At 57.3% G+C, this 23774-nt stretch carries 21 protein-coding genes; 14 read left to right on the top strand and 7 right to left on the bottom strand.

Features of this window, described 5'->3' with window-relative positions:
- Positions 1-49: 49 nt before the first annotated feature.
- The 4 genes from rarD to AKL27_RS20650 form a co-directional block, all read right to left on the bottom strand.
- Positions 50-928, bottom strand: a complete 879-nt coding sequence (gene rarD, locus AKL27_RS20635) for an EamA family transporter RarD (protein WP_050464750.1) — start codon at positions 926-928, stop codon at positions 50-52.
- A 157-nt stretch (positions 929-1085) separates the two neighbouring features.
- Positions 1086-2306: a Bcr/CflA family multidrug efflux MFS transporter gene (locus AKL27_RS20640; RefSeq protein ID WP_050464751.1), complete on the bottom strand. Its 1221-nt coding sequence runs from the start codon at positions 2304-2306 to the stop codon at positions 1086-1088.
- 206 nt (positions 2307-2512) lie between these two features.
- Complete coding sequence (locus AKL27_RS20645; protein ID WP_083439189.1) at positions 2513-5254, bottom strand: DbpA RNA binding domain-containing protein; 2742 nt, start codon at positions 5252-5254, stop codon at positions 2513-2515.
- A gap of 213 nt (positions 5255-5467) precedes the next feature.
- A complete protein-coding gene (locus AKL27_RS20650; RefSeq protein ID WP_050464752.1) occupies positions 5468-6370 on the bottom strand; it encodes a DMT family transporter in 903 nt (300 codons plus the stop codon).
- 165 nt (positions 6371-6535) lie between these two features.
- Between AKL27_RS20650 and AKL27_RS20655 the strand changes: the two genes are divergently transcribed.
- Positions 6536-7318: an AraC family transcriptional regulator gene (locus AKL27_RS20655; protein ID WP_050464753.1), complete on the top strand. Its 783-nt coding sequence runs from the start codon at positions 6536-6538 to the stop codon at positions 7316-7318.
- A 19-nt stretch (positions 7319-7337) separates the two neighbouring features.
- Here the strand turns inward: AKL27_RS20655 and AKL27_RS20660 are convergent, their stop codons facing one another.
- Positions 7338-8225, bottom strand: coding sequence for a LysR family transcriptional regulator (locus AKL27_RS20660; RefSeq protein WP_408609780.1), 888 nt, complete (start codon positions 8223-8225; stop codon positions 7338-7340).
- Between the two features lie 111 nt (positions 8226-8336).
- On the opposite strand from AKL27_RS20660, the gene AKL27_RS20665 reads away from it, so the two are divergent.
- Positions 8337-9503, top strand: coding sequence for a mandelate racemase/muconate lactonizing enzyme family protein (locus tag AKL27_RS20665; RefSeq protein ID WP_050464754.1), 1167 nt, complete (start codon positions 8337-8339; stop codon positions 9501-9503).
- Positions 9504-9592: 89 nt separating this feature from the next.
- Here the strand turns inward: AKL27_RS20665 and AKL27_RS20670 are convergent, their stop codons facing one another.
- Positions 9593-10204 (bottom strand): S24 family peptidase, encoded by a 612-nt coding sequence (locus tag AKL27_RS20670; RefSeq protein ID WP_198156032.1) that lies wholly within the window; start codon positions 10202-10204, stop codon positions 9593-9595.
- A 264-nt stretch (positions 10205-10468) separates the two neighbouring features.
- On the opposite strand from AKL27_RS20670, the gene AKL27_RS20675 reads away from it, so the two are divergent.
- Entirely contained in the window at positions 10469-11470 is a 1002-nt protein-coding gene (locus AKL27_RS20675; RefSeq protein WP_050464756.1) for a 2-hydroxyacid dehydrogenase, read from the top strand.
- Positions 11471-11482: 12 nt separating this feature from the next.
- Here the strand turns inward: AKL27_RS20675 and AKL27_RS20680 are convergent, their stop codons facing one another.
- Positions 11483-11734, bottom strand: coding sequence for a hypothetical protein (locus tag AKL27_RS20680; RefSeq protein ID WP_050464757.1), 252 nt, complete (start codon positions 11732-11734; stop codon positions 11483-11485).
- Positions 11735-12278: 544 nt separating this feature from the next.
- Here AKL27_RS20680 and infA point away from each other — a divergent pair.
- From infA to urtD, 11 genes are all read left to right on the top strand, one after another.
- On the top strand, positions 12279-12542 hold the full coding sequence (gene infA / locus AKL27_RS20685) for a translation initiation factor IF-1 (RefSeq protein ID WP_050464758.1): 264 nt from the start codon (positions 12279-12281) through the stop codon (positions 12540-12542).
- 11 nt (positions 12543-12553) lie between these two features.
- On the top strand, positions 12554-12865 hold the full coding sequence (locus tag AKL27_RS20690) for a hypothetical protein (RefSeq protein ID WP_232311056.1): 312 nt from the start codon (positions 12554-12556) through the stop codon (positions 12863-12865).
- Between the two features lie 230 nt (positions 12866-13095).
- Positions 13096-13305: a cold-shock protein gene (locus AKL27_RS27270; protein WP_083439190.1), complete on the top strand. Its 210-nt coding sequence runs from the start codon at positions 13096-13098 to the stop codon at positions 13303-13305.
- A gap of 701 nt (positions 13306-14006) precedes the next feature.
- The gene (gene epsC / locus AKL27_RS20700; protein WP_050464760.1) at positions 14007-14927 is read left to right on the top strand and encodes a serine O-acetyltransferase EpsC; all 921 of its coding nucleotides are present in this window, start codon (positions 14007-14009) and stop codon (positions 14925-14927) included.
- Positions 14928-14999: 72 nt separating this feature from the next.
- Positions 15000-15917 carry a family 2A encapsulin nanocompartment shell protein gene (locus tag AKL27_RS20705; protein WP_050464761.1) on the top strand — a complete coding sequence of 306 codons (918 nt, stop codon included), beginning with the start codon at positions 15000-15002 and terminating at the stop codon, positions 15915-15917.
- Entirely contained in the window at positions 15904-17637 is a 1734-nt protein-coding gene (locus AKL27_RS20710; protein WP_050464762.1) for a family 2A encapsulin nanocompartment cargo protein cysteine desulfurase, read from the top strand. Before AKL27_RS20705 ends, AKL27_RS20710 begins: the two co-directional genes overlap by 14 nt.
- Positions 17638-17781: 144 nt before the next feature.
- The gene (locus tag AKL27_RS20715) at positions 17782-18438 is read left to right on the top strand and encodes an HD domain-containing protein (RefSeq protein ID WP_050464763.1); all 657 of its coding nucleotides are present in this window, start codon (positions 17782-17784) and stop codon (positions 18436-18438) included.
- A 367-nt stretch (positions 18439-18805) separates the two neighbouring features.
- Positions 18806-20059 (top strand): urea ABC transporter substrate-binding protein, encoded by a 1254-nt coding sequence (urtA, locus tag AKL27_RS20720; RefSeq protein ID WP_050464764.1) that lies wholly within the window; start codon positions 18806-18808, stop codon positions 20057-20059.
- A 145-nt stretch (positions 20060-20204) separates the two neighbouring features.
- Positions 20205-21821 (top strand): urea ABC transporter permease subunit UrtB, encoded by a 1617-nt coding sequence (urtB, locus tag AKL27_RS20725; RefSeq protein ID WP_050464765.1) that lies wholly within the window; start codon positions 20205-20207, stop codon positions 21819-21821.
- Positions 21818-22921 (top strand): urea ABC transporter permease subunit UrtC, encoded by a 1104-nt coding sequence (gene urtC / locus AKL27_RS20730; RefSeq protein WP_050464766.1) that lies wholly within the window; start codon positions 21818-21820, stop codon positions 22919-22921. Before urtB ends, urtC begins: the two co-directional genes overlap by 4 nt.
- Positions 22918-23772: an urea ABC transporter ATP-binding protein UrtD gene (urtD, locus tag AKL27_RS20735; protein ID WP_050464767.1), complete on the top strand. Its 855-nt coding sequence runs from the start codon at positions 22918-22920 to the stop codon at positions 23770-23772. The genes urtC and urtD overlap by 4 nt, the downstream gene beginning before the upstream one ends.
- The last annotated feature ends 2 nt before the right edge of the window (positions 23773-23774 follow it).

Below are 23774 nucleotides of genomic sequence, written 5' to 3' on the forward strand. Positions count from 1 at the left end.
TCTTGTCAGTTAATGATGAAAATGCAACGCCGACGGCAGCCGGTGCCGGTCAGGCCTTGATCGGACGGGTCTTGTTTGACCACAGCTTCCACAATCCTTCCAGCGAGTATACAGCCAGCGCCGTCCAAATCACCACAAAGCCGGTCAGACGCTGTCCGTCGAATGGTTCGTGATACAGCCAGACCCCGGTCAACAGTTGCATGGTGGGTGAAATGTATTGCAGCAGGCCAAGCAGCGACAAGGGAATCCTGCGCGCCGCGCGCGCAAACAGCAACAGCGGGATCGCAGTCACCGGACCGCCGAGTACCAGCAGCACCTGTGTTTGCCACGAGGCACCGAGAAACACATTGGTGCCGCGCAAGGTGCTGATGGTCAAAATCGCCAGCACCAGCGGAAACAGCAACATGGTTTCCAGCGCCAGCCCGTGCAAGGCGCCGAGTCTGGCAGTCTTGCGCAGCAAGCCGTAAATACCGAAGGTCGCGGCGATCAGCAAACCGATCCACGGCAGCGCGCCATTGACCCAGGTCAGCCACAGCACCGCGCTCAATGCCAGCGCCGCCGCCACCCATTGCAAGGGGCGCAGACGTTCTTTCAGGATCAGATAACCCAGCAGCACGCTGACCAGCGGGCTCATGAAATAGCCAAGGCTGGCATCGACGATGCGACCGCTGTTGACAGCCCAGACATACAGTACCCAGTTACCGGACAACAGCAAGGCACTGAGCAGGAAACCCAGCAATACCTTCGGTTGCCGCACCACTTGCCGCAACCAGTCCCACTGCCCGCGCCAGAGCAGTACGCCCATCAGAAACAGCAACGACCAGAAGATGCGTTGCACGACGATGTCGAACGATGGCACGTCTTGCAGCAACTTGAAGTAAAGCGGGAACAGTCCCCACAACAGGAACGAAACGATGGCGTAAAACATGGTGACCCGAAAGTGGTGATTCGTGCGGTTAACGTCCGCCTCTGCTTATGTCACGATGACAATTTCATTTGAGCAACGCCATTATTGCAGGAATTCGCTGTTACAGCAGAGGGCCACCGCGGCGGCGCTTTACAGACAGCGGTCCTGCGGCTCCGGTTCAAGCCGCAGCAGATTTGCTGGCGTGCTTGGCGACCCGGTGATACAGCAGGTAAGCGGCACCGGCACACACCGCCATCACGGTCACCAATGGCAAGGCGGTGCCGTCATGCCAGACACTCATCACCAGACCCGACAACATGCCCATGCTGAATTGCACGGTGCCCATCAGCGCCGCTGCAGTGCCGGCCTGACGTCCCTGCTGGGACAGCGCGATGGCCGCCGTATTCGGGCTGATGAAACCGTAACACGACAAGAAGCCAAAGAATGTGGCCAGCAGCAAATACAGATTATTGACGCCGAAGGCCACCAGAATCGCGCTCACGATACACAGGCTGGCCGGGAACCACAGCACTTTGCCCAATACGCGGTCGGATGAACTCTTGAACACCAGACGCGCATTGATCTGGGAACAGGCAATCAGGCCGATGGCATTGGCGCCGAATACGAAACCGAAATTCTGCGGTTTGATGCCATGCAATTCGATCAGCACGAACGGACCGCCTGAAATATACGCAAACATGCCGGCTTGCATCAGGCCGCCGCACAAGACATACGCCATGAATTGCCGGTGCTTCAGCAAACCGTAGTACTGCCGCAAGATGTTCCCGAGATGCAGCGGCACCACGTGTTGCTGGTCCAGCGACTCTTCCATGACGCGATGAGTGCTGAACAAACACAAGGCGCCAAACAGGGTCAGCAAGACAAAGATCGCGCGCCAGGTCGATACCGTCAGCAACAGACCACCGATGAACGGCGCCAGAATCGGTGCCAGACCAAACACCAGCATCAACAGCGAAAAGGCCTTGGCCGAACCTTCGGCGCCCATCTTGTCGCGCACTACCGCGCGCGAAATCACCATGCCGGAACAGCCGCCCAACCCTTGAAAGAAACGCAATACCACCAGGGTTTCGATGTTGGTCACAAAAACACAGGCGAGCGACGCCAGAACGTAGAGAGAAATACCGAAATACAGTGGCGGCTTGCGCCCGAAACGGTCACTGATCGGACCGTAAAACATCTGGCCCGCGGCGAGCCCGATCAGAAATGTCGACAGCGTCAGTTGCACCATATTGCTGCCCACGCCCAGATCGTTCGCGATAAAGGCGAAGCTGGGCAAATACATATCGATCGACAAAGCGCCCATCGCCGTCAGCCCGGCCAACAGTATCAGCCAACCGGGAAAACGTTTGCCCTGGAAGGGCGAAGAGTTTGTGTGCATGAACAATGACGGTCGGGCCGATACCGGGCGGCAGCGACAAAACCTGGGGGAAAGTGAGAACAGACAAGGGGGAATTATAGCGTCTGCCGTCAATTCCTGATGGCAGCGGCATGCAGAGCGGTCAGCGACCGCTCCGGAATGAGACAACCTGCGCCGGCAGGTTGCCTCCCGACGACGCTGTAAAAGCGCCGTCAGAAACAGCAAGATCAGTCCTTGCTACCTTTGCGATGTGCCTTGGGCTTGACGTATTCCGTCTTGCCCTTGGCTGGCGCGCGCTTGTCCGAACGCTTGTCGCCCGGCCGGCCGGCACGGGCGTGCAGGGTCGGCTTGGTCAACGGCGTTTTCAGCGGCGTCTTGTCATGATGCTCGGTACCGACACCGACCGGAGTGATCTTCAGCGGCTGGCCCATCACGCGCACGGCCTTCAACTGATTCAGCAATTGCTTCGGCATGCCGGTCGGCAAATCGAGCGTGCTGTGATCATTTTGAATATCGATGCGACCGATCAGCTTGGCGTCGAGCCCTGCTTCATTGGCAATCGCGCCGACGATGCCGGATGGCGTCACCGAATGCACGCTGCCGACTTCAATCCGGTAAGTTTGCATCTGGAAGCTCGGCTTGCGCTTGCGGTCATCCGATGGCTCCGGCTTGCGTTCGAGGTATTCGCTAACTTCTTCACGGCTGCCATGGCTGTCACGTTCGGCAGGCGCGCCGCGTTCGGTACGCGGGCTGCGTTCTTCACGTGCATCTTTGCGCGGTGCGCGATCGCTGCGCGCCGGTGCAGGCGCTGGTGCGCCTGCGCCAGCCGGGCTGATGCGCAATTGCTGACCGGCGACCCACACTTTTTGCAGATGTTCGAGCAACTCGCCTGGCATGTCGTCCGGCAAATCGAGTGTACTGTGGTCATCAAAAATTTCGATACGGCCGATGAACTTGGCATCCATGCCGGCTTCATTGGCAATCGCACCAACGATGTTGCCCGGTTTGACGCCGTGTTCATGACCGACTTCAATCCGATAGGACCTGGTCGCGAAATCAGCCGGACGAGCGCGGTCTTCGCGCGCTGGACGCTCTTCGCGACGTGGCCGTTCTTCACGTGCCGGACGTTCTTCGCTGAAGGCGCGTTCAACGCGGTCGCTGCGATCATTGCGTTCGCCGCGTGCCGGACGTTCGGTGCGCTCGGATCGTTCTGCACGTTCAGCCGGTTCACGACGCGGCGCCGCAGCGCCCTGCTCGCCGTCACGCACGATCTGCAATTGCTGACCGGCGACCCACACCGACTTCAAGTGCGTCAGCAATTCGGCCGGCATATCGTCCGGCAAATCGAGCACACTGTAGTCGTCGTAAATTTCGATGCGACCGATATTCTTGGCATCCATGCTGGCTTCATTGGCAATCGCGCCAACGATGTTGCCCGGCTTGACGCCGTGCTGATGGCCCACCGCAATGCGGAAGGTCTGCATGCCGGGATCGGACTCGCGCGCGATGCGTTCCTTGACCGGATACGATGGCCGCTCGGCGCGATTGCCACGATCACCGCGTTCTTCACGCATACCGCGCTCAGGACGATCGCCACGGGCCGGACGGTCATTCGAACGGACAAATTCGGTATGCGGTTCGCGCTTGTTCTTGTCCAGCAGCAGCGGTACATTGCCGCGCGCCATCTTGGCCAGCGCCGCAGCAATTTCCACCGCCGGCACATTTTGTTCGCGCTCGTAATCTTCGATCAGGGAGCGGAACAGTTCGAGTTCGCCAGCGGCCAGCGTTTCGCCGATCTGCTCCTTGAAGCGGGCGATACGGACGTCATTGACGGCCTGAATCGTCGGCAGCACCATTTCGGTAATCGGCTGACGGGTGGAACGCTCAATCGCTTTGAGCAGATTCTTTTCGCGCGGCGTGATGAACAGGATCGCTTCACCGCTGCGACCGGCACGGCCGGTACGACCGATGCGGTGAGTATAGCTTTCCGGATCGTAAGGCACGTCGTAATTGATGACGTGGCTGATGCGCTCGACGTCGAGTCCGCGCGCGGCGACGTCGGTGGCGATCAGGATATCGATGTCGCCATCTTTCAATTGCTGGATCGTGCGTTCGCGTTGCTGTTGCTGAATATCGCCATTGATGGCGGCAGCCGCAAAACCGCGCGCCAGCAGTTTGCCGGCCAGTTCTTCAGTGCCGAGCTTGGTGCGCGCAAAAATGATCAGGCCATCGAACGGTTCGACTTCCAGAATGCGGGTCAGTGCATCCAGCTTGTGCATGCCGCTGACTTGCCAGTAACGCTGACGAATGTTGTCGGCAGTACCGGTCTTGGCGGCAATCGTGACTTCTGCCGGATCGCGCAGGTAAGTCTTGGCGATGCGCTTGATGACGGCCGGCATGGTGGCCGAGAACAATGCCGTCTGGCGCGATGCCGGGGTCTTTTGCAGAATCGCTTCAACGTCGTCGATGAAACCCATGCGCAGCATTTCATCGGCTTCATCCAACACCAGCGTCTTCAGTTGCGATAGATCGAGCGAATTCTTTTCCAGATGGTCGATCACCCGGCCCGGGGTACCCACCACTACGTGAACACCACGGCGCAAGGCGCTCAGTTGTGGTCCGTAGCTTTGGCCGCCGTAAATCGGCAAGACGTGAAAACCGGGAATATGGGTGGCATAACGCTGGAATGCTTCGGCGACCTGGATTGCCAGTTCGCGGGTCGGCGCCAGCACCAGTGCTTGCGGTGTTTGTTGCTTGAGATCGAGACGGGACAGGATCGGCAGCGCAAATGCCGCTGTTTTGCCGGTACCGGTCTGGGCTTGGCCGAGAACGTCGCGGTTGCTCTGGAAGATGGGAATGGCGGCGGCCTGGATAGGCGACGGCGATTCGTAGCCGAGCTCTTTCAGGACCCGCAGCAGCGGTTCCGTCAGATTGAGGTCGGTAAATAGGGGGATGGGTGCTTCAGACATAGCGTGCTCACTGTTTTTCTCGTCGCACGGCGCGATGAGATGTTGACGGCAGTTTACTCGCTTGTGAGGAAATGGAGGATTTAAGTTTGCCGCCGGTCCGTGTGGAAACAATGCCTTACGGCATGTTTCCACCACCGGCGACCGCTTTTTCAGCGCAATAAAATAGCTTTAAGACAACATATCGGTTGCGTCCGGCCCCATCACATACCGGCTTCAGCCTTGTGATGTCAGGCGTGCGCGCAACAACGGCCGCTGTACGGTCTGAGCAATCAGCACACCGATCAGACTGATGCCGCCGCCGATGATGTGATACGACTGCATCGACTCATGCAGCCACAGAATCGCGAAAATGGCGGTCAGGATTGGCAACAGGTTGATGAAAATACTGCAACGGTTCGGTCCCAGCAACTTGACGCCTTCCATCCAGAAGAATGACAGCATGATGGACGAGCCAATGCCGGCGTACAGAATCAGCGGCACGGTTTTGGCATCAAGCGCGGACACCCCCGGTGGCAACGACAAGAAAATCGGCAACATGAAGATCGCGGCGACCACCGCCTGTACATATACCGCCTGCCACGCCGGCACGCCCATGCGCCAATGCCGCAACAGTACGCCATACAAGGAAAACGACAAGGCCGCCAGCAACATCAGGGCATCACCAATATGCACACCGTCGCGGGCAATCGCTGTCAGATCGCCGTGTCCGACCAGATACAGCAAACCGCCGAATGACAGGATGCCACCGGCCGTCATGCCGACCGTGACCGGTTCGCGCAGCACGATCGTGCTCAAGATGGCCGTCAGCAACGGAATCAGCGCCGTCACGATTGCCATGTTGGTGGCGGTCGTGCTTTCAGCGGCACGGTAAGACAAGGCCTGGAACACCACCATCGACATCAGGCCGCCAAGCGCCAGTTTCCAGAAATGGCGCCGGATCAGCTCGCGGTTGCGCCATAAGGGCCGCAGCATGAACGGCGTCATGATCACCAACACCAGCACCAGCCGGTAAAAGGTAATGGCACTGGGCGCAATCGCCGACGCCGCCATTTTGGATGCGATGACATTACCGGCCCACAAGACAATGGCAAGAAAGGGATAAAAATAGGGGGACATGCGTGACATTCTCCGGAGGTCAAAGAGAATCATGGTCTCGGATCGGCAAGAGTCTGTCGCACGTCAAAATGACTTTAATCATCGCAAAACAGACAATCACTCTGCATTTGCTTAGAATAGCCGACCAATTACCGCGCTTGTTGACGTTCAAACTCTCATCGCTCCATGGACAACGATATCTTTTCCGCCGGCTCGCCCTGGCAAGGCCCGGGACGCCCGGTTGCCGTGTTGGCGATCAACCGCCCATCCGGTCATACCTTCACCAGCCACAGCCATCGGCGCGGCCAATTGATGCACGCGATTTCCGGGGTGCTGGTGGTGCACGCGGCCGAAGGCAGTTGGGTGGTGCCAACTGATCGCGCCGTCTGGTTGCCGCCGCTGGTGGAACATGAGGTGAGCGTGGCCAGTGAAGTCGAGATTCGTGCCGTCTATGTCGAACCCGACGTTTGCCCCGCGCTGCCGCAGCAATGTCGGGTCATTCCGGTGTCGGCCTTGTTGCGCGAGTTGATCATTCGCGGGGCAGACATGCCGCAACACGCGGTCAATCCGGCGCATGAGCAACGCGTCATGGAGTTGATTCTGGATGAAATCGGTACTGCGCCGTCGCTGTCGCTGCACGTACCGATGCCGCGCCATGCCGGCTTGTCGAGACTGTGCCAGCGTCTGCTGGAACAGCCCGCCATCGGATTGAGCATCGGCGATCATGCCGGTCAGCTGGGAATGAATGAGCGCACCTTCGCGCGCTTGTTCAAGCGTGAAACCGGCATGACCTTCGGCGTCTGGCTGCGTCATGCACGTTTGTTGCTGAGCCTGCCGGCGCTGGCGCGCGGCGATTCCATCCTGAATGTTGCACTCGATCACGGCTATGACAGTCCCAGTGCATTCACGGCAGCGTTTCGCAAGACCTTCGGTTTGCCGCCCAGCGCTTATTTGGCAAAACCGCATTGATGCTGCCGCTGGCTCCGCATCACAGCGGTTGCCGAAAGTGCGCTACCAGAAAATCGATAAAGGCTCTGGCGCGCGCACTCTGATTGCGGCGATTCGGGTAGTAGACGAACAAGTCCGCCGACGGCAGGTGAAAGTCCGGCAACACGATTTTCAAGCGGCCGCTTTCCACATACTTGGCCAGGTCCCATTCCGAGCGAATCAGAATGCCGTGTCCGTCGAGCGCCCAGCCCAGGACAATATCGCCGTCATTGCTCGATAACATGCCCTGCACTTTGACCACCTCGCTTTGGTCAAGATGCGTGAATCGCCAGACTGCATGTGCCTCATCGTTTTGCCGGTGAATGATGCAATGATGCGTGGTCAGATCGGCCAAGGTCTGCGGTGTACCATGTCGCGCCAGATATGCCGGTGAAGCGCACAGAAAGCGCCGGTTGGTCATGACGCAGCGGGCGTTGAGACGGTTGTCGGGCAACGTGCCGAAACGGATTGCCAGATCGAATCCGCTGTCGACCAGATCGACTGGCTTGTCGGTGACCTCCAGTTGCACTTCCACCTGCGGATAGCGCCGTGCAAATTGTGACACCAGCGGCGCAATCGTGGTACGACCAAAACCCAGCGTTGCATTCACACGCAGCAAACCGCGTGGTGCCGACCGATGCGGTGAGACCGCATCTTCCATTTCCCGCATCTGCTCCAGAATGCGCGTCGCGTAATGCAGATAAATTTCACCTTCCGTGGTCAGGCTGATGCTGCGCGTGGTGCGGTTGATGAGCCGCACGCCCAGCCGGTTTTCCATCTGCGCCAGGCGCTTGGTCGCCGCCGGCGGCGTCAAATCAAGCGCGCGGGCAGCGGCAGACAGATTGCCATGACGCGCGATCAACACAAAGAACTCCAGTTCGGACGTCATGTCGGCTTTCACCAAAAGTTAATAATCAAATGAGTTGGATTCAAGTATAAACCGCGCCGCGAGGCCTAAGCTACTGACTCCGATCACTCTGACCCCACGCAGGAGACCAACATGAAAATCGTTGAAATTCGCGAAAAGACCATCCCCATCAGTTCACCGATCCGCAATGCCTATATCGATTTCAGCAAGATGACGCTGAGTCTGGTGGCAGTCATCACCGACGTCATTCGCGATGGCAAGCCGGTGGTCGGCTATGGCTTCAATTCCAACGGTCGCTATGGTCAGGGCAAGCTGATGCGCGAGCGTTTCATTCCGCGTCTGCTGGAAGCCGATCCGGATTACCTGCTGGACCAGAGCGGACAGAATCTCGACCCGCACAAGATCTGGGCCACCATGTTCACCAATGAAAAACCCGGCGGCCATGGCGAACGTTCGGTGGCCATCGGCACCATCGACATGGCGGTATGGGATGCGGTGGCGAAAATCGCCGGCAAGCCCTTGTTTCAATTACTGGCCGAACGCTATCGGGATGGGCAGCCGGACCGCAAGATTTTTGTGTATGCCGCCGGCGGTTACTATTACCCGGGGCAGAATCACGACAAGCTCAAAGATGAAATGCGCAGTTATATCGATCGCGGCTACACGGTGGTCAAGAAAAAGATCGGCGGCGCCTCGCTCGACGAAGATTTGCGCCGCATCGATTCTATCTTGAGCGTGTTGCAGGACGGCCAGAAACTGGCGGTGGATGCGAACGGACGTTTCGATCTGGATACCGCCATCCGGTATGCCAAGGCCTTGTCCCAGTACGATCTGTTCTGGTATGAAGAAGCCGGCGATCCGCTGGATTTCGAGTTGCAGGCGACACTGCGCAACTACTACGCCAATCCGATGGCGACCGGCGAGAATCTGTTTTCGATGCAGGATGCGCGCAATCTGATTCGCTACGGCGGCATGCGCGCTGACCGTGACTGGTTGCAATTCGACTGTGCGTTGAGCTACGGCCTGGTGGAATATCTGCGCACGCTGGACATGCTCAAGGAACATGGCTGGTCCGCCAGTCGCTGCATTCCGCATGGCGGCCATCAGATGTCGCTCAATATTGCAGCCGGTCTCGGCCTTGGCGGCAATGAATCCTATCCCGATCTGTTCCAGCCGTATGGCGGCTTCCCCGACGGCGTGAAGGTCGATAACGGCTACATCACCTTGCCCGAGCTGCCCGGCATCGGCTTCGAAGGCAAAGCCGATCTGTATCTGGAGATGCAAAAGCTGACTGCCTGATGCGGCTGAGCGTTCAGGCAACGTGCAGCGTCCGGGTCAGGGAAATGATCGGGTGACGCTGCACGATACCGGCGCCGTCACATCTGCATTCACATCTTTTCCCGTTGCAGCATCACTACCCGGCCGATCACGATGCAGCCCGGACCTTTGCATTCCTGTCGCTGATAGTGTTTTTGATTGGTGTTGTCGGAAACCAGAAACCATTTGCCGAGATCTCTGACTGCACGTTTGATGATTTGACCGCCTTCGTAATTGAAAGCGTAGATGGCGCCGTCGCTGAGCCGGGTATCGCAGGTATTGATGACTACCGCGTCGCCGGCAATGATGGTCGGCGCCATGCTCTTGTCACGGGCGATGGTGGCGATCAGCTTTTCCGGCTGGAAGCCACGCGCCTTGAACCACTCGCACCGAAACCCGATCAGCCGGCCATCGCTGTCATCCGCCTGAATGGTGAAGTCGGGATCACCCGCCGTCAGCGTCAGCGCGACGTTGCGGATTTCGATATAGTCGCAACCCACTGCAGACGATTGCGCAACCCGCTTGTATGCATTGGCGCCGGAAGATGCCGATGCCGCAAAAAGATCGAAATACAGCAATTCGATACCGAGAAGAATTTCGAGATTGCGCGCCGCTTTTTCGCCAAACCCGTAGCCGCCCCGATAGGTCGGCGAGAGTAACTGCGCCAGGCGCGATTCGCTCATTGCAGAATGATCACAAAAAAGCTGACGGCTGCCGTCATACTGATCTTCGATTAATGCGAGTAAGCGTTTGCGTCGATGTGCGTGCATATTCATGCTGGCATTTGACCGTATATTTAGCAGCTGGTAAATCAAATGATGCTATACAACCGAATACCCAATGCTAAATTAGTAACTCCCGAAAAAATGCGAGTAGAAATCCAAAATTATTGATTTGTTCTGTCTCGACAAATGACGGATACTGGCCGCAACTCACTGGAACTAATCATGAAAGTTACATTCTTCAGCGCGCAGCGTTACGACCAGCATTTTTTCGATGCCATCAATGCGAAGACATTTGCCGCCAGCGGCTTTTCTTTGCATTATCAGCAAGCCACATTGAATACCGAATCGGCCGCGCTGGCCCATGACAGCGATGCGGTCTGCGTATTCGTCAACGATCAGCTGGATGCGGAAGTATTGCGACAATTGAAGCAGTATGGCGTGCGCGCCATACTGCTGCGTTGTGCGGGGTACAACAACGTTGATCTGCGTGTCGCCACCGAGCTCGGCATGTTCGTCGCCCGCGTACCGGCGTATTCACCGGAAGCCGTCGCGGAACATGCGGTAGCCATGATCATGACGCTCAACCGACATACGCATCGCGCCTATAACCGCGTGCGTGAAGGAAATTTTGCGCTCGACGGCCTGCTCGGCAGAACCATGCACGGCAAGACCGTCGGCATTGTCGGCAGCGGCCATATCGGCCTGGCTACGGCGCGCATATTGAAAGGTTTTGGCTGCCGCGTGCTCGGTCACGATCCGGTGCAATCACCGGCGTTCGAAGTATTGGGGGACTATGTTGCACTCGACGTGCTGCTGCGCGAGGCCGATATCGTCTCGCTGCATTGCCCGTTATTGCCGGCCACCCGGCATCTGATCAACACTGACAGCTTGCTGCACATGAAACCCGATGCCATGCTGGTCAACACGTCACGCGGCGCATTGATCGATACGGCGGCCGTCATCGACGCCCTCAAGGCGCGTCGCCTCGGTGCACTGGCAATTGATGTCTACGAACAGGAAAGTACGCTGTTCTTTCAGGATCACTCGTCGGAAATCATTGAGGATGATGTGTTTCAGCGGCTCATGACCTTCCCCAACGTGCTGGTCACAGGACATCAGGGATTTTTTACGGAAGAAGCATTGACCGAGATCGCGGTGGTTACGCTGGAAAATCTGCGCTGCCATGCGGAACAGCAGGAATGCACCAACACGCTGTCACTGTAGCGACAAACGACCTTACTGAAATGTATGCGGACCCAGCAATAACGGGGTACCGCCTACGCCGGCATGCACCAGACGCCGTGCCACACCGCTGATATTGGCTTCCATCACGCGAAAAGTCTGCATCGGGCCAATGATGGAATACATCTGCTCACCCAGTTTGATCAGCGCTTCATTCGAAATGAAGCATTCCCGGTGAATGAAATCGACGCAAACCGTGAAACCTATCCCGGCTTTCGTCTGCTTGACTGCAGCTACCTTGGTCATCGTGCACTCCTTTCCAGTAGTGGAAATGTGAAAACTGATCCAACGATAGTGCCTCCATGTTCTGGCAATTGCAATCAAAATCATGCAAATAGCAGCGTTCCTGACTTTCCATGACAAATGCATTGCAATTTGACAAGTTTCACCGAAAAGCGGCTTTTGACAGCACCGTCTTATCGCCGCCACGAAAGGTGTCGTCTGCATGGCACAACACGACGTGGTACATATGTCAATCCTGCATGTGCGGTATAATGCGACCACGTGGGCAAGTTGTGTCTTGTCTGACTGGTCTTCAGTTTTTTAGTCTCTCTCCGTTACCGGTCGCATGCTTGTCGCAGCTTGAAGCGTAGCGGCTGTTCCCGATCTCAAGTCGTTCAACAAGCTACCTGCGTGAGTCTCTGCCAGCGTGCCTGCCGGCGAGAGGACTGAGAGTAAATCGTCAAATCGTGCCGGCTGCAATCAGCCGGCTGGCTACTGCGAATCACCGCTGCACTGGATGCAGCTTGCGGGTAATTGCTTCGGCGACCGCCTTATATGGAAAGAAACAATGGCAAAAGAAGAACTGCTTGAAATGAATGGTCTGGTTGAAGAAGTGCTGCCGGATTCGCGTTTCCGCGTCAATCTGGACAATGGTCATCAGTTGATCGCCTATACTTCCGGCAAAATGCGTCAGAATCACATCCGTATTCTGGCCGGTGACAAAGTCACGCTGGAACTCTCGCCCTACGATCTGAGCAAGGGTCGCATCACCTTCCGTCACCTCGAAAAGCGCGGCCCGATTCCAGGCGGCCAACAACGTCGTCGTTACTGATCGCCGCAGCCATGAGCCAGGAAATGCGCATCGACCGCCAGGTGGGTGCCGATGCCATCTCGGCACGGGCTATTGCCATCGCGCTCGCTCAAGGCGTGCAGATATCGGAAACCACATGGGATATCGGCACTGACCTGACACACGAGCATGCGCACCGGCTGGAGCTGGTCACCCTGGCAAAAACGGTTCGCGTCTACTTTCCCGATCCGGAACTCTGCACCAGCGGTCACCCCATGCGCAGCAAAAGAACGGAAGAGCGTTTGCAACGTGCCATCGCGCAGCTGTTACCGCATGTACCGCAACCGACCTACGCTTACCGCTGATCTGCCCGTCGCGGGAACATTTCCCGCGACAACAGCGTGGTTCTGAAATGAGTGCTAGGTAATCCCCGGGTTAACCTGTATATTGAATTCTGCACTTATATCAAGTCGTCTTATTGTCGGTCTCTTTCTCTTGTGCTCTTTCAGAGCCATACCTGTTTGAATCCCTTCGGTTACATCTTGGTCTCGGGTGCGCTTCGGGCGTTGTCCCTCATTTTTTACAAGGAAGTAACATGACTACTCAAACTGGTATCGTCAAATGGTTCAATGACGCCAAGGGCTTCGGCTTTATCACTCCTGATGCAGGTGGCGATGATCTGTTCGCTCACTTTCAAGACATCCAATCGAGCGGCTTCAAGAGCCTGGCTGAAAACCAACGCGTATCGTTCGAAGTTGGCACAGGCCCTAAAGGCGCCAAAGCTACCAATATCAAGCCTGTCTGATTGACTGGCGATCTCTCCGGAGACCGCCACCAGGATGATGCCGGTGCCAGGGACCACGTCGCCGGCACCGGCCGGCAGTATCGATACAAGCAATACCTGCAGTAATCGCAACGATGACACCCGGCAGATAGCCTGGGTCACTGAACAGTCCGGACACCTCGCCGATAGCAAGGGTCCGCGCTCTGCGTAATTCACCTCCCTCCCGTATTTCATCTTCCCTCCTGTCGTATCTTTCATCTGTATTTCCCACCCGCTTCCGCTCTCACTGTTTGTTCCTGTCATCGCTGTACCCCACATGCATCTTTGCTTTGCGTGGCCACTCGCAACGCCGTCGCATATACAAATACGAATTCCTTCGTTCCTCGCATTCGCCGATCCGCTTAGTCTCATCCGTAACACCGGTCACACGCTGACCTGCCAAAAAAACAACCTGGCATATATGCGCTTTTGGACGTGATGACTGCATTCTTCATGCAAGAACGGATGAGGCTGCATGAAATGCCGTTCATGTCGCACGAATATGCCTCCTTATGAAATTGGCAAATTAGTTTATGCGTTTTTCGAGCATAAAAATTCGTAGTAAAAGCAACCGTGCAAAGCCACAATGCGCGGGCCTTCTGATATGCCGCAAAGCCTTCATGGATGCGGCTTTCGTCCGTTCCGTGATAGCGCCGGAACGGATGCCTTTGCCAGGATAAAGTATGAGCATTCGTCATTTCTTCGAACCGTTGATGGACAGTTCCACGCTTGGCCTTGATGCAGTTGTATCGGGCTTGCGTACCTCGCGCGAGATCACCAACAAGATCCGGCACCGCGGACACATCCGCGAACTGCCATCGCGCGAAGCCCTCGCTGAAGTCTTGCAAGGTTTATCGGCAGCCTTGTTCCCGACGCACTACGGGCGCACCGATCTGAATGACGAAACCATCGACTACTTCGTCGGCAATACGCTCAGCTTTACCTTGAATGTGTTGTCGGAACAGGTCCGACGCGGCCTGTTGTTTGTACTCGAAGAAAATACCCCTGACGCCGATATCAGCAGCAAGGCCATCGATATCACCCGCCAGTTTGCGGCACGTCTGCCAGCCATCCGCGATGTACTGGCCAGCGACATCCAGGCCGCCTTTCACGGCGACCCTGCAGCCACCAGCGTCTCGGAAATCCTGCTGTGCTACCCGGGCACCACCGCCATCATCTATCACCGTCTGGCACATGCGCTGCACACCTTGGGCACACCGTTGCTGGCGCGCCTGATTGCCGACATCGCGCATTCGGTGACAGGAATCGATATTCATCCGGCAGCACAGATCGGCGGCAGCTTTTTCATTGATCACGGCACCGGTGTAGTGATCGGCGAAACCACCATCATCGGTCATCGGGTACGCCTGTATCAGGCCGTCACGCTCGGCGCCAAACGTTTTCCTACCGACGACAACGGCGTACTGATCAAAGGCAACCAGCGCCATCCCATCGTCGAAGACGATGTCGTCATCTATGCCGGCGCCACGATTCTCGGCCGCGTCACCATCGGCCAGGGCTCGACCATCGGCGGCAATGTCTGGCTGACCCGCAGCGTACCGCCCGGCAGCAATATCTCACAGGCCCAGATGCGCAACGACTGAATGTGTTCTCACGGCTTACTTGCATCTCTTTATTGATCTTTCTCACCACCAACCTTTCATCACAGGAAAACCATGGCCAGCAAACCCGAAGTCAATACCGCACTTGGCGATGTCGCCGCCCGTCAACTTGCGATTGCGACGCGCACCGTCCCGCAGATGTCGTCGATCACGCCGCGCTGGCTGACCCATTTGCTGCAATGGGTGCCGGTCGAGTCCGGTATTTATCGCCTCAATAAAGTCAAAGATGCTTCCAGCGTTGCCGTCGACTGCTCGGCGCGCGACGAACGCGAATTGCCGCAAACCTTCGTCGATTACATCGAAAATCCGCGCGAGTACATGCTCAGTGCGGTCAACACCGTGCTCGACGTGCACACCCGCGTTTCCGATCTGTACAGCAAGCCGTATAACCAGATTTCGGAACAGTTGCGCCTGACCATTGAAACCATCAAGGAGCGTCAGGAAAGCGAACTGATCAACAACAAGGAATACGGCCTGCTGCACAGTATCGTTGCGTCGCAACGCATCAAGACCCGCACCGGTGCGCCGACCCCGGATGATCTCGACGAATTGCTGATCAAAGTCTGGAAAGAACCCGGCTTTTTCCTCGCCCATCCGGTCACGATTGCCGCCTTCGGCCGCGAATGCACCCGTCGTGGCGTACCGCCGCCGACGGTTTCGCTGTTCGGTTCGCAATTCATCACCTGGCGCGGTGTACCTCTGATCCCGAGCGACAAGGTTCTGATTGAAGATGGCAAATCCAAGATCATCCTGATTCGTACCGGTGAAAGCCGTCAGGGCGTGGTCGGCCTGTATCAGCCGGATCTGCCGGGCGAACAAAGCCCGGGCTTGTCGGTGCGCTTCATGGGTATCAATCACAAGGCCATCGCTTCGTATCTGGTGTCGCTGTATTGCTCGCTGGCTGTGCTGACCGATGACTCCATCGCCGTGCTGGAAGATGTCGAAGTGGGCAAGTACCATGAGTACAAGTAATTCTCCCGGCCCCGGTTTGCCTGACGTCGCCGCACTGGCGCAGTTGGCCAATCAATTCTTCAGCAGCTTGCCGTCATCCGCACCGGCCGCCGGTGCAAATGGTTTGCCGGCTGGCTTGTCGCATTTGAATGCAGCGCCGCCGGCATTGCCAGCCGGCGTATCCGCACCCGGTGCTGGTCTCGGTTTTTCGCCGGCGGCGGCACCGCAAGCCGGCGCTGGCAGCGTACCCAACGCGCTCAACGGTGACTTGCCGTTGTCCGGCCCTGGCTCGCGGGTATCGCCGACCGAATTCGGTGTACCCGGCGATGAAGAACTGAAACATTTGCTGTCCTCTTCGTCGCTCAGCCATCCGCGTCCGGCGGTATTGCCAGAGACCGGCGCCAGCGGCCCGTCCTATTATTTTCTGGCGCACGCCCGGCCGTTTCCTTCCGGCCTCAATGTTCCCGGTTTGCAAACCGATAGTCTGCATCCGGACAAAGGAAACACGGTACGCGCGCCGTTCGATATCCATCAGGTACGACGTGATTTTCCGATCTTGCAGGAACGCGTCAACGGCAAGCAACTGATATGGCTGGATAACGCGGCCACCACGCATAAGCCGCAATCGGTGATCGACCGGCTGGCGTATTTTTATGCGCACGAAAACTCCAACATTCATCGGGCCGCACATGAACTTGCTGCACGCGCCACCGATGCCTATGAAGGAGCGCGTGAAAAAGTACGCGGCTTCCTGAATGCCCGCTCGGCCAATGAAGTGGTGTACGTGCGCGGCACGACGGAAGCCATCAATCTGGTGGCGCAAAGCTGGGGCCGCGCCAATATCGGTCGCGATGATGAAATCATCGTCAGCCATCTGGAGCACCACGCCAACATCGTGCCGTGGCAAATGCTGTGCGCTGAAAAGGGAGCGCGACTGCGCGTGATTCCGGTCGATGATGACGGCCAATTGCAACTCGATGAATACGCCAAACTGTTGAACCCGCGTACCAAGCTGGTGGCGTTCACTCAGATTTCGAACGCGCTCGGCACCATCACGCCGGCCAGACAGATCATCGACATGGCCCATGCTGCCGGCGCCCGGGTCTTGCTGGATGGTGCGCAATCGGTCTCGCATCTGCGGGCTGACGTGCAGGCGTTGAATTGCGACTGGTTCGTATTTTCCGGTCACAAGGTGTTCGGTCCTACCGGTATCGGTGTTTTGTACGGCAAAGAAGCTTTGCTCAACGACACGCCGCCATGGCAAGGCGGCGGCAACATGATTCGCGACGTCACCTTCGAGCATACGCAGTACCACGATGCGCCGGGCCGCTTCGAAGCCGGCACCGGCAATATCGCGGATGCCGTGGGACTGGGCGCGGCCATCGACTACGTCAATCGTATCGGTATTGATACCATCGGCGCCTATGAGCATCAGTTGCTGTTGTACGCGACCGACCGTCTCAAGGAGATCCCGGGTCTGCGCCTGATCGGCACCGCCAAAGACAAAGCCGCCGTATTGTCGTTCGTGCTGGCCGGTTACAAGACCGAAGAAGTCGGCGCCGCGCTCAACCAGGATGGCATTGCCGTACGTTCCGGCCATCACTGCGCGCAACCGATCTTGCGTCGCTTCAGTCTCGAAAGCACGGTGCGGCCGTCATTGGCTTTTTATAATAATTGCGCCGATGTCGATGCGCTGGTCGCGTCGCTGGCTCGCCTGAAAAGCGGTCGCAACAATTTCTGACGCCCCATCGGCAATCGTTGTGACTTGACCGGCAGGAAAGCAATTTCCTGCCGTTTTTTTATGCTTCTTCAAACCCGACCGCTGCCGTGAAACATCATCGGCGATCCGTTATCATCCCCGCTTGTTCATTGCCGATAACGATTCATGTCTTTTCATCCCGCTACATGGCAAACCCATCTGATCACACTGGCGAGTGCTGCCGCCGGCAACGATGGCGCCCATGATCTGAGCCACCTGCACCGCGTCTGGCGCACCGCACAAACCCTGCTGACTTCCTATCCGCAAGCCGATCCATTGGTTGTTCAGGCCGCCTGTTATCTGCACGATCTGGTCAACCTGCCCAAGGATCATCAGCAACGCCATCAGGCTTCCCGTCAATCGGCGCAGCTTGCCTGCACGCAACTGAGTGCACTGGGTTTTCCTGCCGGGAAATTGACGGCGCTGGCGCATGCCATCGAAGCGCACAGCTTTTCGGCCGCCATCAAACCGACGTCCATCGAGGCTTGTATTGTGCAAGATGCGGATCGGCTGGATGCTCTTGGCACGGTCGGACTAGCGCGGCTGTTCTATACCGCCGGTCGCATGGGCAGCGCACTGGCACATCCCGATGATCCGCTGGCGCAATGCCGCGAGAGTGATGACAAGCGTTATGCACTCGACCATATTGGAATCAAGCTGGCCGCATTGCCGGCATCGATGCAAACCGGGGCCGGCCGTCTGCTCGGCCAGCAACGCCTGCAACTGCTGCTCGACTTCCGCAGCGCTTTCGTATCGGAATGGAGCGGCGACGCAAGCCTCTGAGCACCATGCCGTAACGCGCTTCTGCACCATGTTATCGCACGCAGCAGGCATCGGCATCATCTGCGTTGCGCCGCTGTGAACAAGGTGCAGCGGCCGATTTCTCGAAAATTGACGGGCTGCAACAATACCGTCCGTGGCATCCCGTGCCCTCTTCCCCACCCATTCAACTTGCCCCACCGCCCCGTTTCGGGGCGGATTCCTGATGTCTATGTCATGGCCCCGATCCGGAGCGCCAAAGTAGTGCAAAGCAATTCCGGACAGCGATAAACACGCCCTTCCTCATCCTCGCAGCCATTGGCACGCATTCTGCTAAAGCAACTGTGCAGTCAACTACTCTCATCGATTCTTCTCACCGTAGGAGCACTTCATGTCACGTCGCACAATACTTAAAGCAACAGCACTCGGCGCGTTCGCACTTGCAGCTTCTTCCTGGCTCCCTGCCGCGTTTGCCGCGGATACTATCAAGGTAGGCATCCTGCACTCCCTGTCGGGCACCATGGCGATTTCGGAAACCTCGCTCAAAGATGTCGCCCTGATGACGATTGCTGAAATCAACGCCAATGGCGGTGTCATGGGCAAACAACTGGAACCGGTGATCGTCGATCCGGCCTCCAACTGGCCACTGTTCGCCGAAAAAGCGCGCCAGTTGATTTCGCAAGACAAGGTATCGGTGGTATTTGGCTGTTGGACCTCGGTATCGCGCAAGTCGGTACTGCCGGTTTTCAAGGAATTGAACAGCTTGTTGTTCTACCCGGTGCAGTACGAGGGTGAAGAGCTGGAAAAGAACGTGTTCTACACCGGCGCCGCGCCTAACCAGCAAGCGATTCCGGCGACCGAATATCTGATGTCGAAAGAAGGCGGCGGTGCCAAGCGTTTCGTTCTGCTCGGTACCGATTACGTTTATCCACGCACCACCAACAAGATTCTGCGCGCCTTCCTGCACAGCAAGGGCGTCAAAGACAGCGATATCGACGAAGTCTACACACCGTTCGGTCATTCCGACTACCAGACCATCGTCGCCAACATCAAGAAATTTTCCGCTGGCGGCAAGACTGCCGTGATCTCGACCATCAATGGCGACTCCAATGTGCCGTTCTATAAAGAACTCGGTAATGCCGGCCTGAAGGCAACCGACGTGCCGGTGGTTGCATTCTCTGTCGGTGAAGAAGAATTGCGCGGCGTCGATACCAAACCGCTGGTCGGCCATCTGGCGGCATGGAACTACTTTGAATCGGTGAAGAATCCGGTCAATACCGCCTTCATCAAGAAGTGGAAAGCCTACGCCGTCGCCAAGAAACTGCCGAATGCCAACACCGTCGTCACCAACGATCCGATGGAAGCAACTTACGTCGGCCTGTACATGTGGAAGCAAGCCGTAGAGAAAGCAAAATCCACCGATACCGACAAGGTAATCGCTGCCATGGCCGGCCAGAAGTTCAAGGCACCGTCAGGCTACGAGCTGGAAATGGACGCCACCAATCATCATTTGCACAAACCGGTAATGATCGGCGAAATCAAGGCTGACGGTCAGTTCAACGTGGTCAACAAGACCAAGACCACGATCCGTGCGCAACCATGGAGCCCGTACATCCCGGGCAATGAAGGCAAGCAGAAGATGTAAGGTTTGAGCGCAGTACCCGTCGCTGCAGCGGACGCCCGACATCCCGTTCGCTGCAGCCGGGCCGCGCGCATCGTTCTCTGTCTCTGTCCGCGCAGCGTTACGCCTCTGAGTCGTTCCAGGTCTTGCCGCACCAATGAAAAAAACCATGAGACTTTTCCCCCGATTCTTCGCCGCCGTGTTGCTCACCGCCTGCTGTGCCGGCGTGATCGGCAATGCCCAGGCCGCCGTTGACAGCGCCTTGCTCAAGCCGCTTGCCGGTGATGACCCCGACGCCCGGATTGCCGCCGTCGCCCGAATTGCCGCGCTGGCCAACGCCGATGCCAAAAAGATTCTCGATGCACTCAATACCGATACGCTGTTTGCCACGCCGGCCGGCGACATCCTGATCATCGACGACAGTGACTCGTTCAATCCGGCAACCGACAAAAGCGGCCCGGCACCGGACGATGCCGAAGCCATCAGCGTCAACAATCGTCTGCGCGCCGTGGTCGAAGGTGCGCTGTCAGGGCTCAAACTTTTTTCGCCCGACCGCAATGCACGCGCCGCTGCTGCCAACGAATTGCTCAAGAGTGCCGATCCGGCGCAAATTCCATTGATCAGCAAAGCGCTGGCCAAGGAAACCGATGCCGATATCCGCGACACCTTGCAACAAGTGATCGCTACCGCCAATCTGCATGCGCCCGATGCCGAAACCCGCAAGGCGGCAGTCAAGACGCTGGCAGATACCACCAATGCCAATCTGAAGCCGGTGCTGGAACAAATGCTGGCAAAAAATCCGGATGGCAGTTATGTCGAAGCCGATGAAGGCGTGCGCATCGAAGCGGTACGCACGCTGACGGCGCTGAATCGTCATCTGACGGTCAATGAATTCATCGGCAAACTGTTTTACGGCGTCTCGCTCGGCAGCGTACTGTTGCTGGCGGCGCTCGGTCTGGCCATCACCTTCGGCCTGATGGGCATCATCAACATGGCGCATGGCGAGTTGCTGATGATCGGCGCTTACACCACCTATGTCTGTCAGTTGATGTTCCGCAAATTTCTGCCGGGCGCACTCGATGCCTATCTGATCGTGGCGCTGCCGGCGGCATTCATCGTCGCTGCTGCGGTCGGCATCGCGCTGGAACGCCTGGTGATTCGCTGGCTCTACGGGCGGCCGCTGGAAACCCTGTTATGTACCTGGGGTATCAGCCTGATGCTGATGCAGACCGTGCGCACCATCTTCGGCGCCCAAAACGTCGAGGTATCCAACCCGAGCTGGATGTCCGGCGGCGTCACTGTGCTCGGTTCGCTGGTGCTCTCGTATAACCGCATCGTCATCATCTTCTTTTCGCTGTTCGTGGTGCTGGCGGTGTGGCTGATCCTGAACAAAACCCGGCTCGGCCTGTTCGTGCGCGCCGTCACCCAGAATCGCCGCATGGCCTCTTGCGTTGGTGTCTCGACCGGCAAGATCGACATGATGACCTTCGGCCTCGGCTGCGGTATTGCCGGCCTCGGCGGGGTCGCCTTGTCGCAGTTGGGCAATGTTGGTCCCGATCTGGGTCAGGGTTACATCGTCGATTCGTTCATGGTGGTGGTGCTGGGTGGCGTCGGTCAACTGGCCGGCACCGTGATTGCCGCCTTTGGCCTCGGTGAAGTCAACAAATTCCTGGAGCCGGTAGCTGGTGCGGTACTGGCAAAAATCGCCATCCTCGTGTTCATCATCATCTTTATCCAGAAACGTCCGCAAGGCCTGTTTGCGCTGAAAGGCAGGAGCGTCGAATGAGTACCCTGATGCCAACCACCTCGTTATTCTCGCGCCCGGCCTGGATCGGTATCGTCGTCTGCACGCTGATACTGGCCTTGCTGCCGATCCTCAACCTGAGTTTTCCCGACGGCCATGCGCTGCATATTTCCAGCTACACGGTGGCGCTGGTCGGCAAATTCATGTGCTACGCCATGGCAGCAATGGCACTCGATCTGGTGTGGGGCTACACCGGCATCCTGTCACTCGGTCACGGCGTATTCTTTGCCCTCGGCGGTTATGCGCACGGCATGTATCTGATGCGCGCCATCGGTCGCGACGGCGTCTATCAAAGCAATCTGCCCGACTTCATGGTGTTCCTCAACTGGAAAGCCTATCCCTGGTACTGGTGGCTGAGCGACCATTTCTGGTTTGCGATGTTGCTGGTGGTCCTGATACCCGGTTTGCTGGCGTTCATCTTCGGTTACTTTGCGTTCCGTTCACGCATCAAGGGCGTGTACTTTTCGATCATCACGCAAGCCATGACCTTCGCCTTCATGTTGCTGTTCTTCCGCAACGATACCGGCTTCGGCGGCAACAATGGCTTCACCGACTTCAAACGGATTCTCGGTTACACCATTACCGCGCCATCGACCAAGGCGGTGCTGTATCTGGTGACGCTGGCGTTCCTGCTCGGTGCGCTGCTGCTGTGCCGCGCCATCGTGACCTCGAAGCTGGGCCGGGTGCTGCAAGGCGTGCGTGATTCGGAATCGCGGCTGATGTTCATCGGTTACAACCCCCTGTGGTTCAAACTGTTTGTCTGGACCTTGTCGGCAGTGCTGTGCGGTATTGCCGGTGCCTTGTATGTACCGCAGGTAGGCATCATCAATCCGTCGGAAATGTCACCGGCGAATTCCATCGAGATGGTGATCTGGGCCGCCGTCGGCGGGCGCGGTTCACTGATCGGGCCCATCATCGGCGCCTTCACCGTGAATGGCCTGAAGAGCTGGTTTACTGCCGCCTTCCCGGACCTCTGGCTGTATGCACTGGGCCTGATCTTCATTCTGGTCACGCTGTTCATGCCGCACGGTATTTTGGGCGTGTTCAAAAAATTGAAAAAACAAGATAAGGAGGCGACATGAGCGAGCACTACAATCGCGCGGCGCCCTCGCAAACCGTCGACAACAACGAGCATGCCGATCAGGGCACCTCGTATGCACGGGTGCGGCCGGAAGGCGTCGACACCAGTCACGGCGCCATTCTGTATCTGGAAAACATTACCGTATCGTTCGACGGTTTCAAGGCCATCAATAATCTGAACCTCGATATTTCAGTCGGTGAACTGCGTTGCATCATCGGTCCCAACGGCGCCGGCAAAACCACCATGATGGATGTCATCACCGGCAAGACCCGGCCCAGCGCAGGCACCGCCTACTTCGGGCAATCCATCGATCTGACCCGGATGACCGAATATGAAATTGCCCATGCCGGCATCGGCCGCAAATTTCAACGGCCTACCGTATTCGAACAGCACACGGTTTTCGAAAATCTGGAACTGGCGATGAAGATGGACAAGCGCGTCAAGACCACGTTGTTTGCGCGCCTGAACTCGGAACAAATCGGCAAGATTGAAGAAATTCTGAAACTGATTCGGCTCAACGGTCAGGAACATCGCCTCGCCGGCCTGCTCTCGCACGGGCAGAAGCAATGGCTGGAAATCGGCATGCTGCTAATGCAGGAACCGCAATTACTGCTGCTCGACGAACCGGTAGCCGGGATGTCGGACGCTGAAACTGCGCGCACTGCCGAACTGCTCAATGAATTGCGCGGCAAACATTCGATCATGGTGGTCGAACATGACATGGGCTTTGTCGAAGAAATCGCGCAAGGCGGCAAAGTCACGGTATTGCATGAAGGCTCGGTGCTGGCGCAAGGCACGATGCAACAAGTGCAATCCGATGAACGTGTCATCGAAGTTTATCTGGGACGCTAAGC

The sequence above is a fragment of the Herbaspirillum autotrophicum genome (assembly GCF_001189915.1).
Classification (GTDB): Bacteria; Pseudomonadota; Gammaproteobacteria; order Burkholderiales; family Burkholderiaceae_D; genus Herbaspirillum; species Herbaspirillum autotrophicum.

What these genes read in the sequence shown, in the direction of transcription:
- rarD (WP_050464750.1), bottom strand. Translation starts at nt 928, where the DNA reads ATGTTTTACGCCATCGTTTCGTTCCTGTTGTGGGGACTGTTCCCGCTT.
- AKL27_RS20640 (WP_050464751.1), bottom strand. Translation starts at nt 2,306, where the DNA reads ATGCACACAAACTCTTCGCCCTTCCAGGGCAAACGTTTTCCCGGTTGG.
- AKL27_RS20645 (WP_083439189.1), bottom strand. Translation starts at nt 5,254, where the DNA reads ATGTCTGAAGCACCCATCCCCCTATTTACCGACCTCAATCTGACGGAA.
- AKL27_RS20650 (WP_050464752.1), bottom strand. Translation starts at nt 6,370, where the DNA reads ATGTCCCCCTATTTTTATCCCTTTCTTGCCATTGTCTTGTGGGCCGGT.
- AKL27_RS20655 (WP_050464753.1), top strand. Translation starts at nt 6,536, where the DNA reads ATGGACAACGATATCTTTTCCGCCGGCTCGCCCTGGCAAGGCCCGGGA.
- AKL27_RS20660 (WP_408609780.1), bottom strand. Translation starts at nt 8,225, where the DNA reads ATGACGTCCGAACTGGAGTTCTTTGTGTTGATCGCGCGTCATGGCAAT.
- AKL27_RS20665 (WP_050464754.1), top strand. Translation starts at nt 8,337, where the DNA reads ATGAAAATCGTTGAAATTCGCGAAAAGACCATCCCCATCAGTTCACCG.
- AKL27_RS20670 (WP_198156032.1), bottom strand. Translation starts at nt 10,204, where the DNA reads ATGAGCGAATCGCGCCTGGCGCAGTTACTCTCGCCGACCTATCGGGGC.
- AKL27_RS20675 (WP_050464756.1), top strand. Translation starts at nt 10,469, where the DNA reads ATGAAAGTTACATTCTTCAGCGCGCAGCGTTACGACCAGCATTTTTTC.
- AKL27_RS20680 (WP_050464757.1), bottom strand. Translation starts at nt 11,734, where the DNA reads ATGACCAAGGTAGCTGCAGTCAAGCAGACGAAAGCCGGGATAGGTTTC.
- infA (WP_050464758.1), top strand. Translation starts at nt 12,279, where the DNA reads ATGGCAAAAGAAGAACTGCTTGAAATGAATGGTCTGGTTGAAGAAGTG.
- AKL27_RS20690 (WP_232311056.1), top strand. Translation starts at nt 12,554, where the DNA reads ATGAGCCAGGAAATGCGCATCGACCGCCAGGTGGGTGCCGATGCCATC.
- AKL27_RS27270 (WP_083439190.1), top strand. Translation starts at nt 13,096, where the DNA reads ATGACTACTCAAACTGGTATCGTCAAATGGTTCAATGACGCCAAGGGC.
- epsC (WP_050464760.1), top strand. Translation starts at nt 14,007, where the DNA reads ATGAGCATTCGTCATTTCTTCGAACCGTTGATGGACAGTTCCACGCTT.
- AKL27_RS20705 (WP_050464761.1), top strand. Translation starts at nt 15,000, where the DNA reads ATGGCCAGCAAACCCGAAGTCAATACCGCACTTGGCGATGTCGCCGCC.
- AKL27_RS20710 (WP_050464762.1), top strand. Translation starts at nt 15,904, where the DNA reads ATGAGTACAAGTAATTCTCCCGGCCCCGGTTTGCCTGACGTCGCCGCA.
- AKL27_RS20715 (WP_050464763.1), top strand. Translation starts at nt 17,782, where the DNA reads ATGTCTTTTCATCCCGCTACATGGCAAACCCATCTGATCACACTGGCG.
- urtA (WP_050464764.1), top strand. Translation starts at nt 18,806, where the DNA reads ATGTCACGTCGCACAATACTTAAAGCAACAGCACTCGGCGCGTTCGCA.
- urtB (WP_050464765.1), top strand. Translation starts at nt 20,205, where the DNA reads ATGAGACTTTTCCCCCGATTCTTCGCCGCCGTGTTGCTCACCGCCTGC.
- urtC (WP_050464766.1), top strand. Translation starts at nt 21,818, where the DNA reads ATGAGTACCCTGATGCCAACCACCTCGTTATTCTCGCGCCCGGCCTGG.
- urtD (WP_050464767.1), top strand. Translation starts at nt 22,918, where the DNA reads ATGAGCGAGCACTACAATCGCGCGGCGCCCTCGCAAACCGTCGACAAC.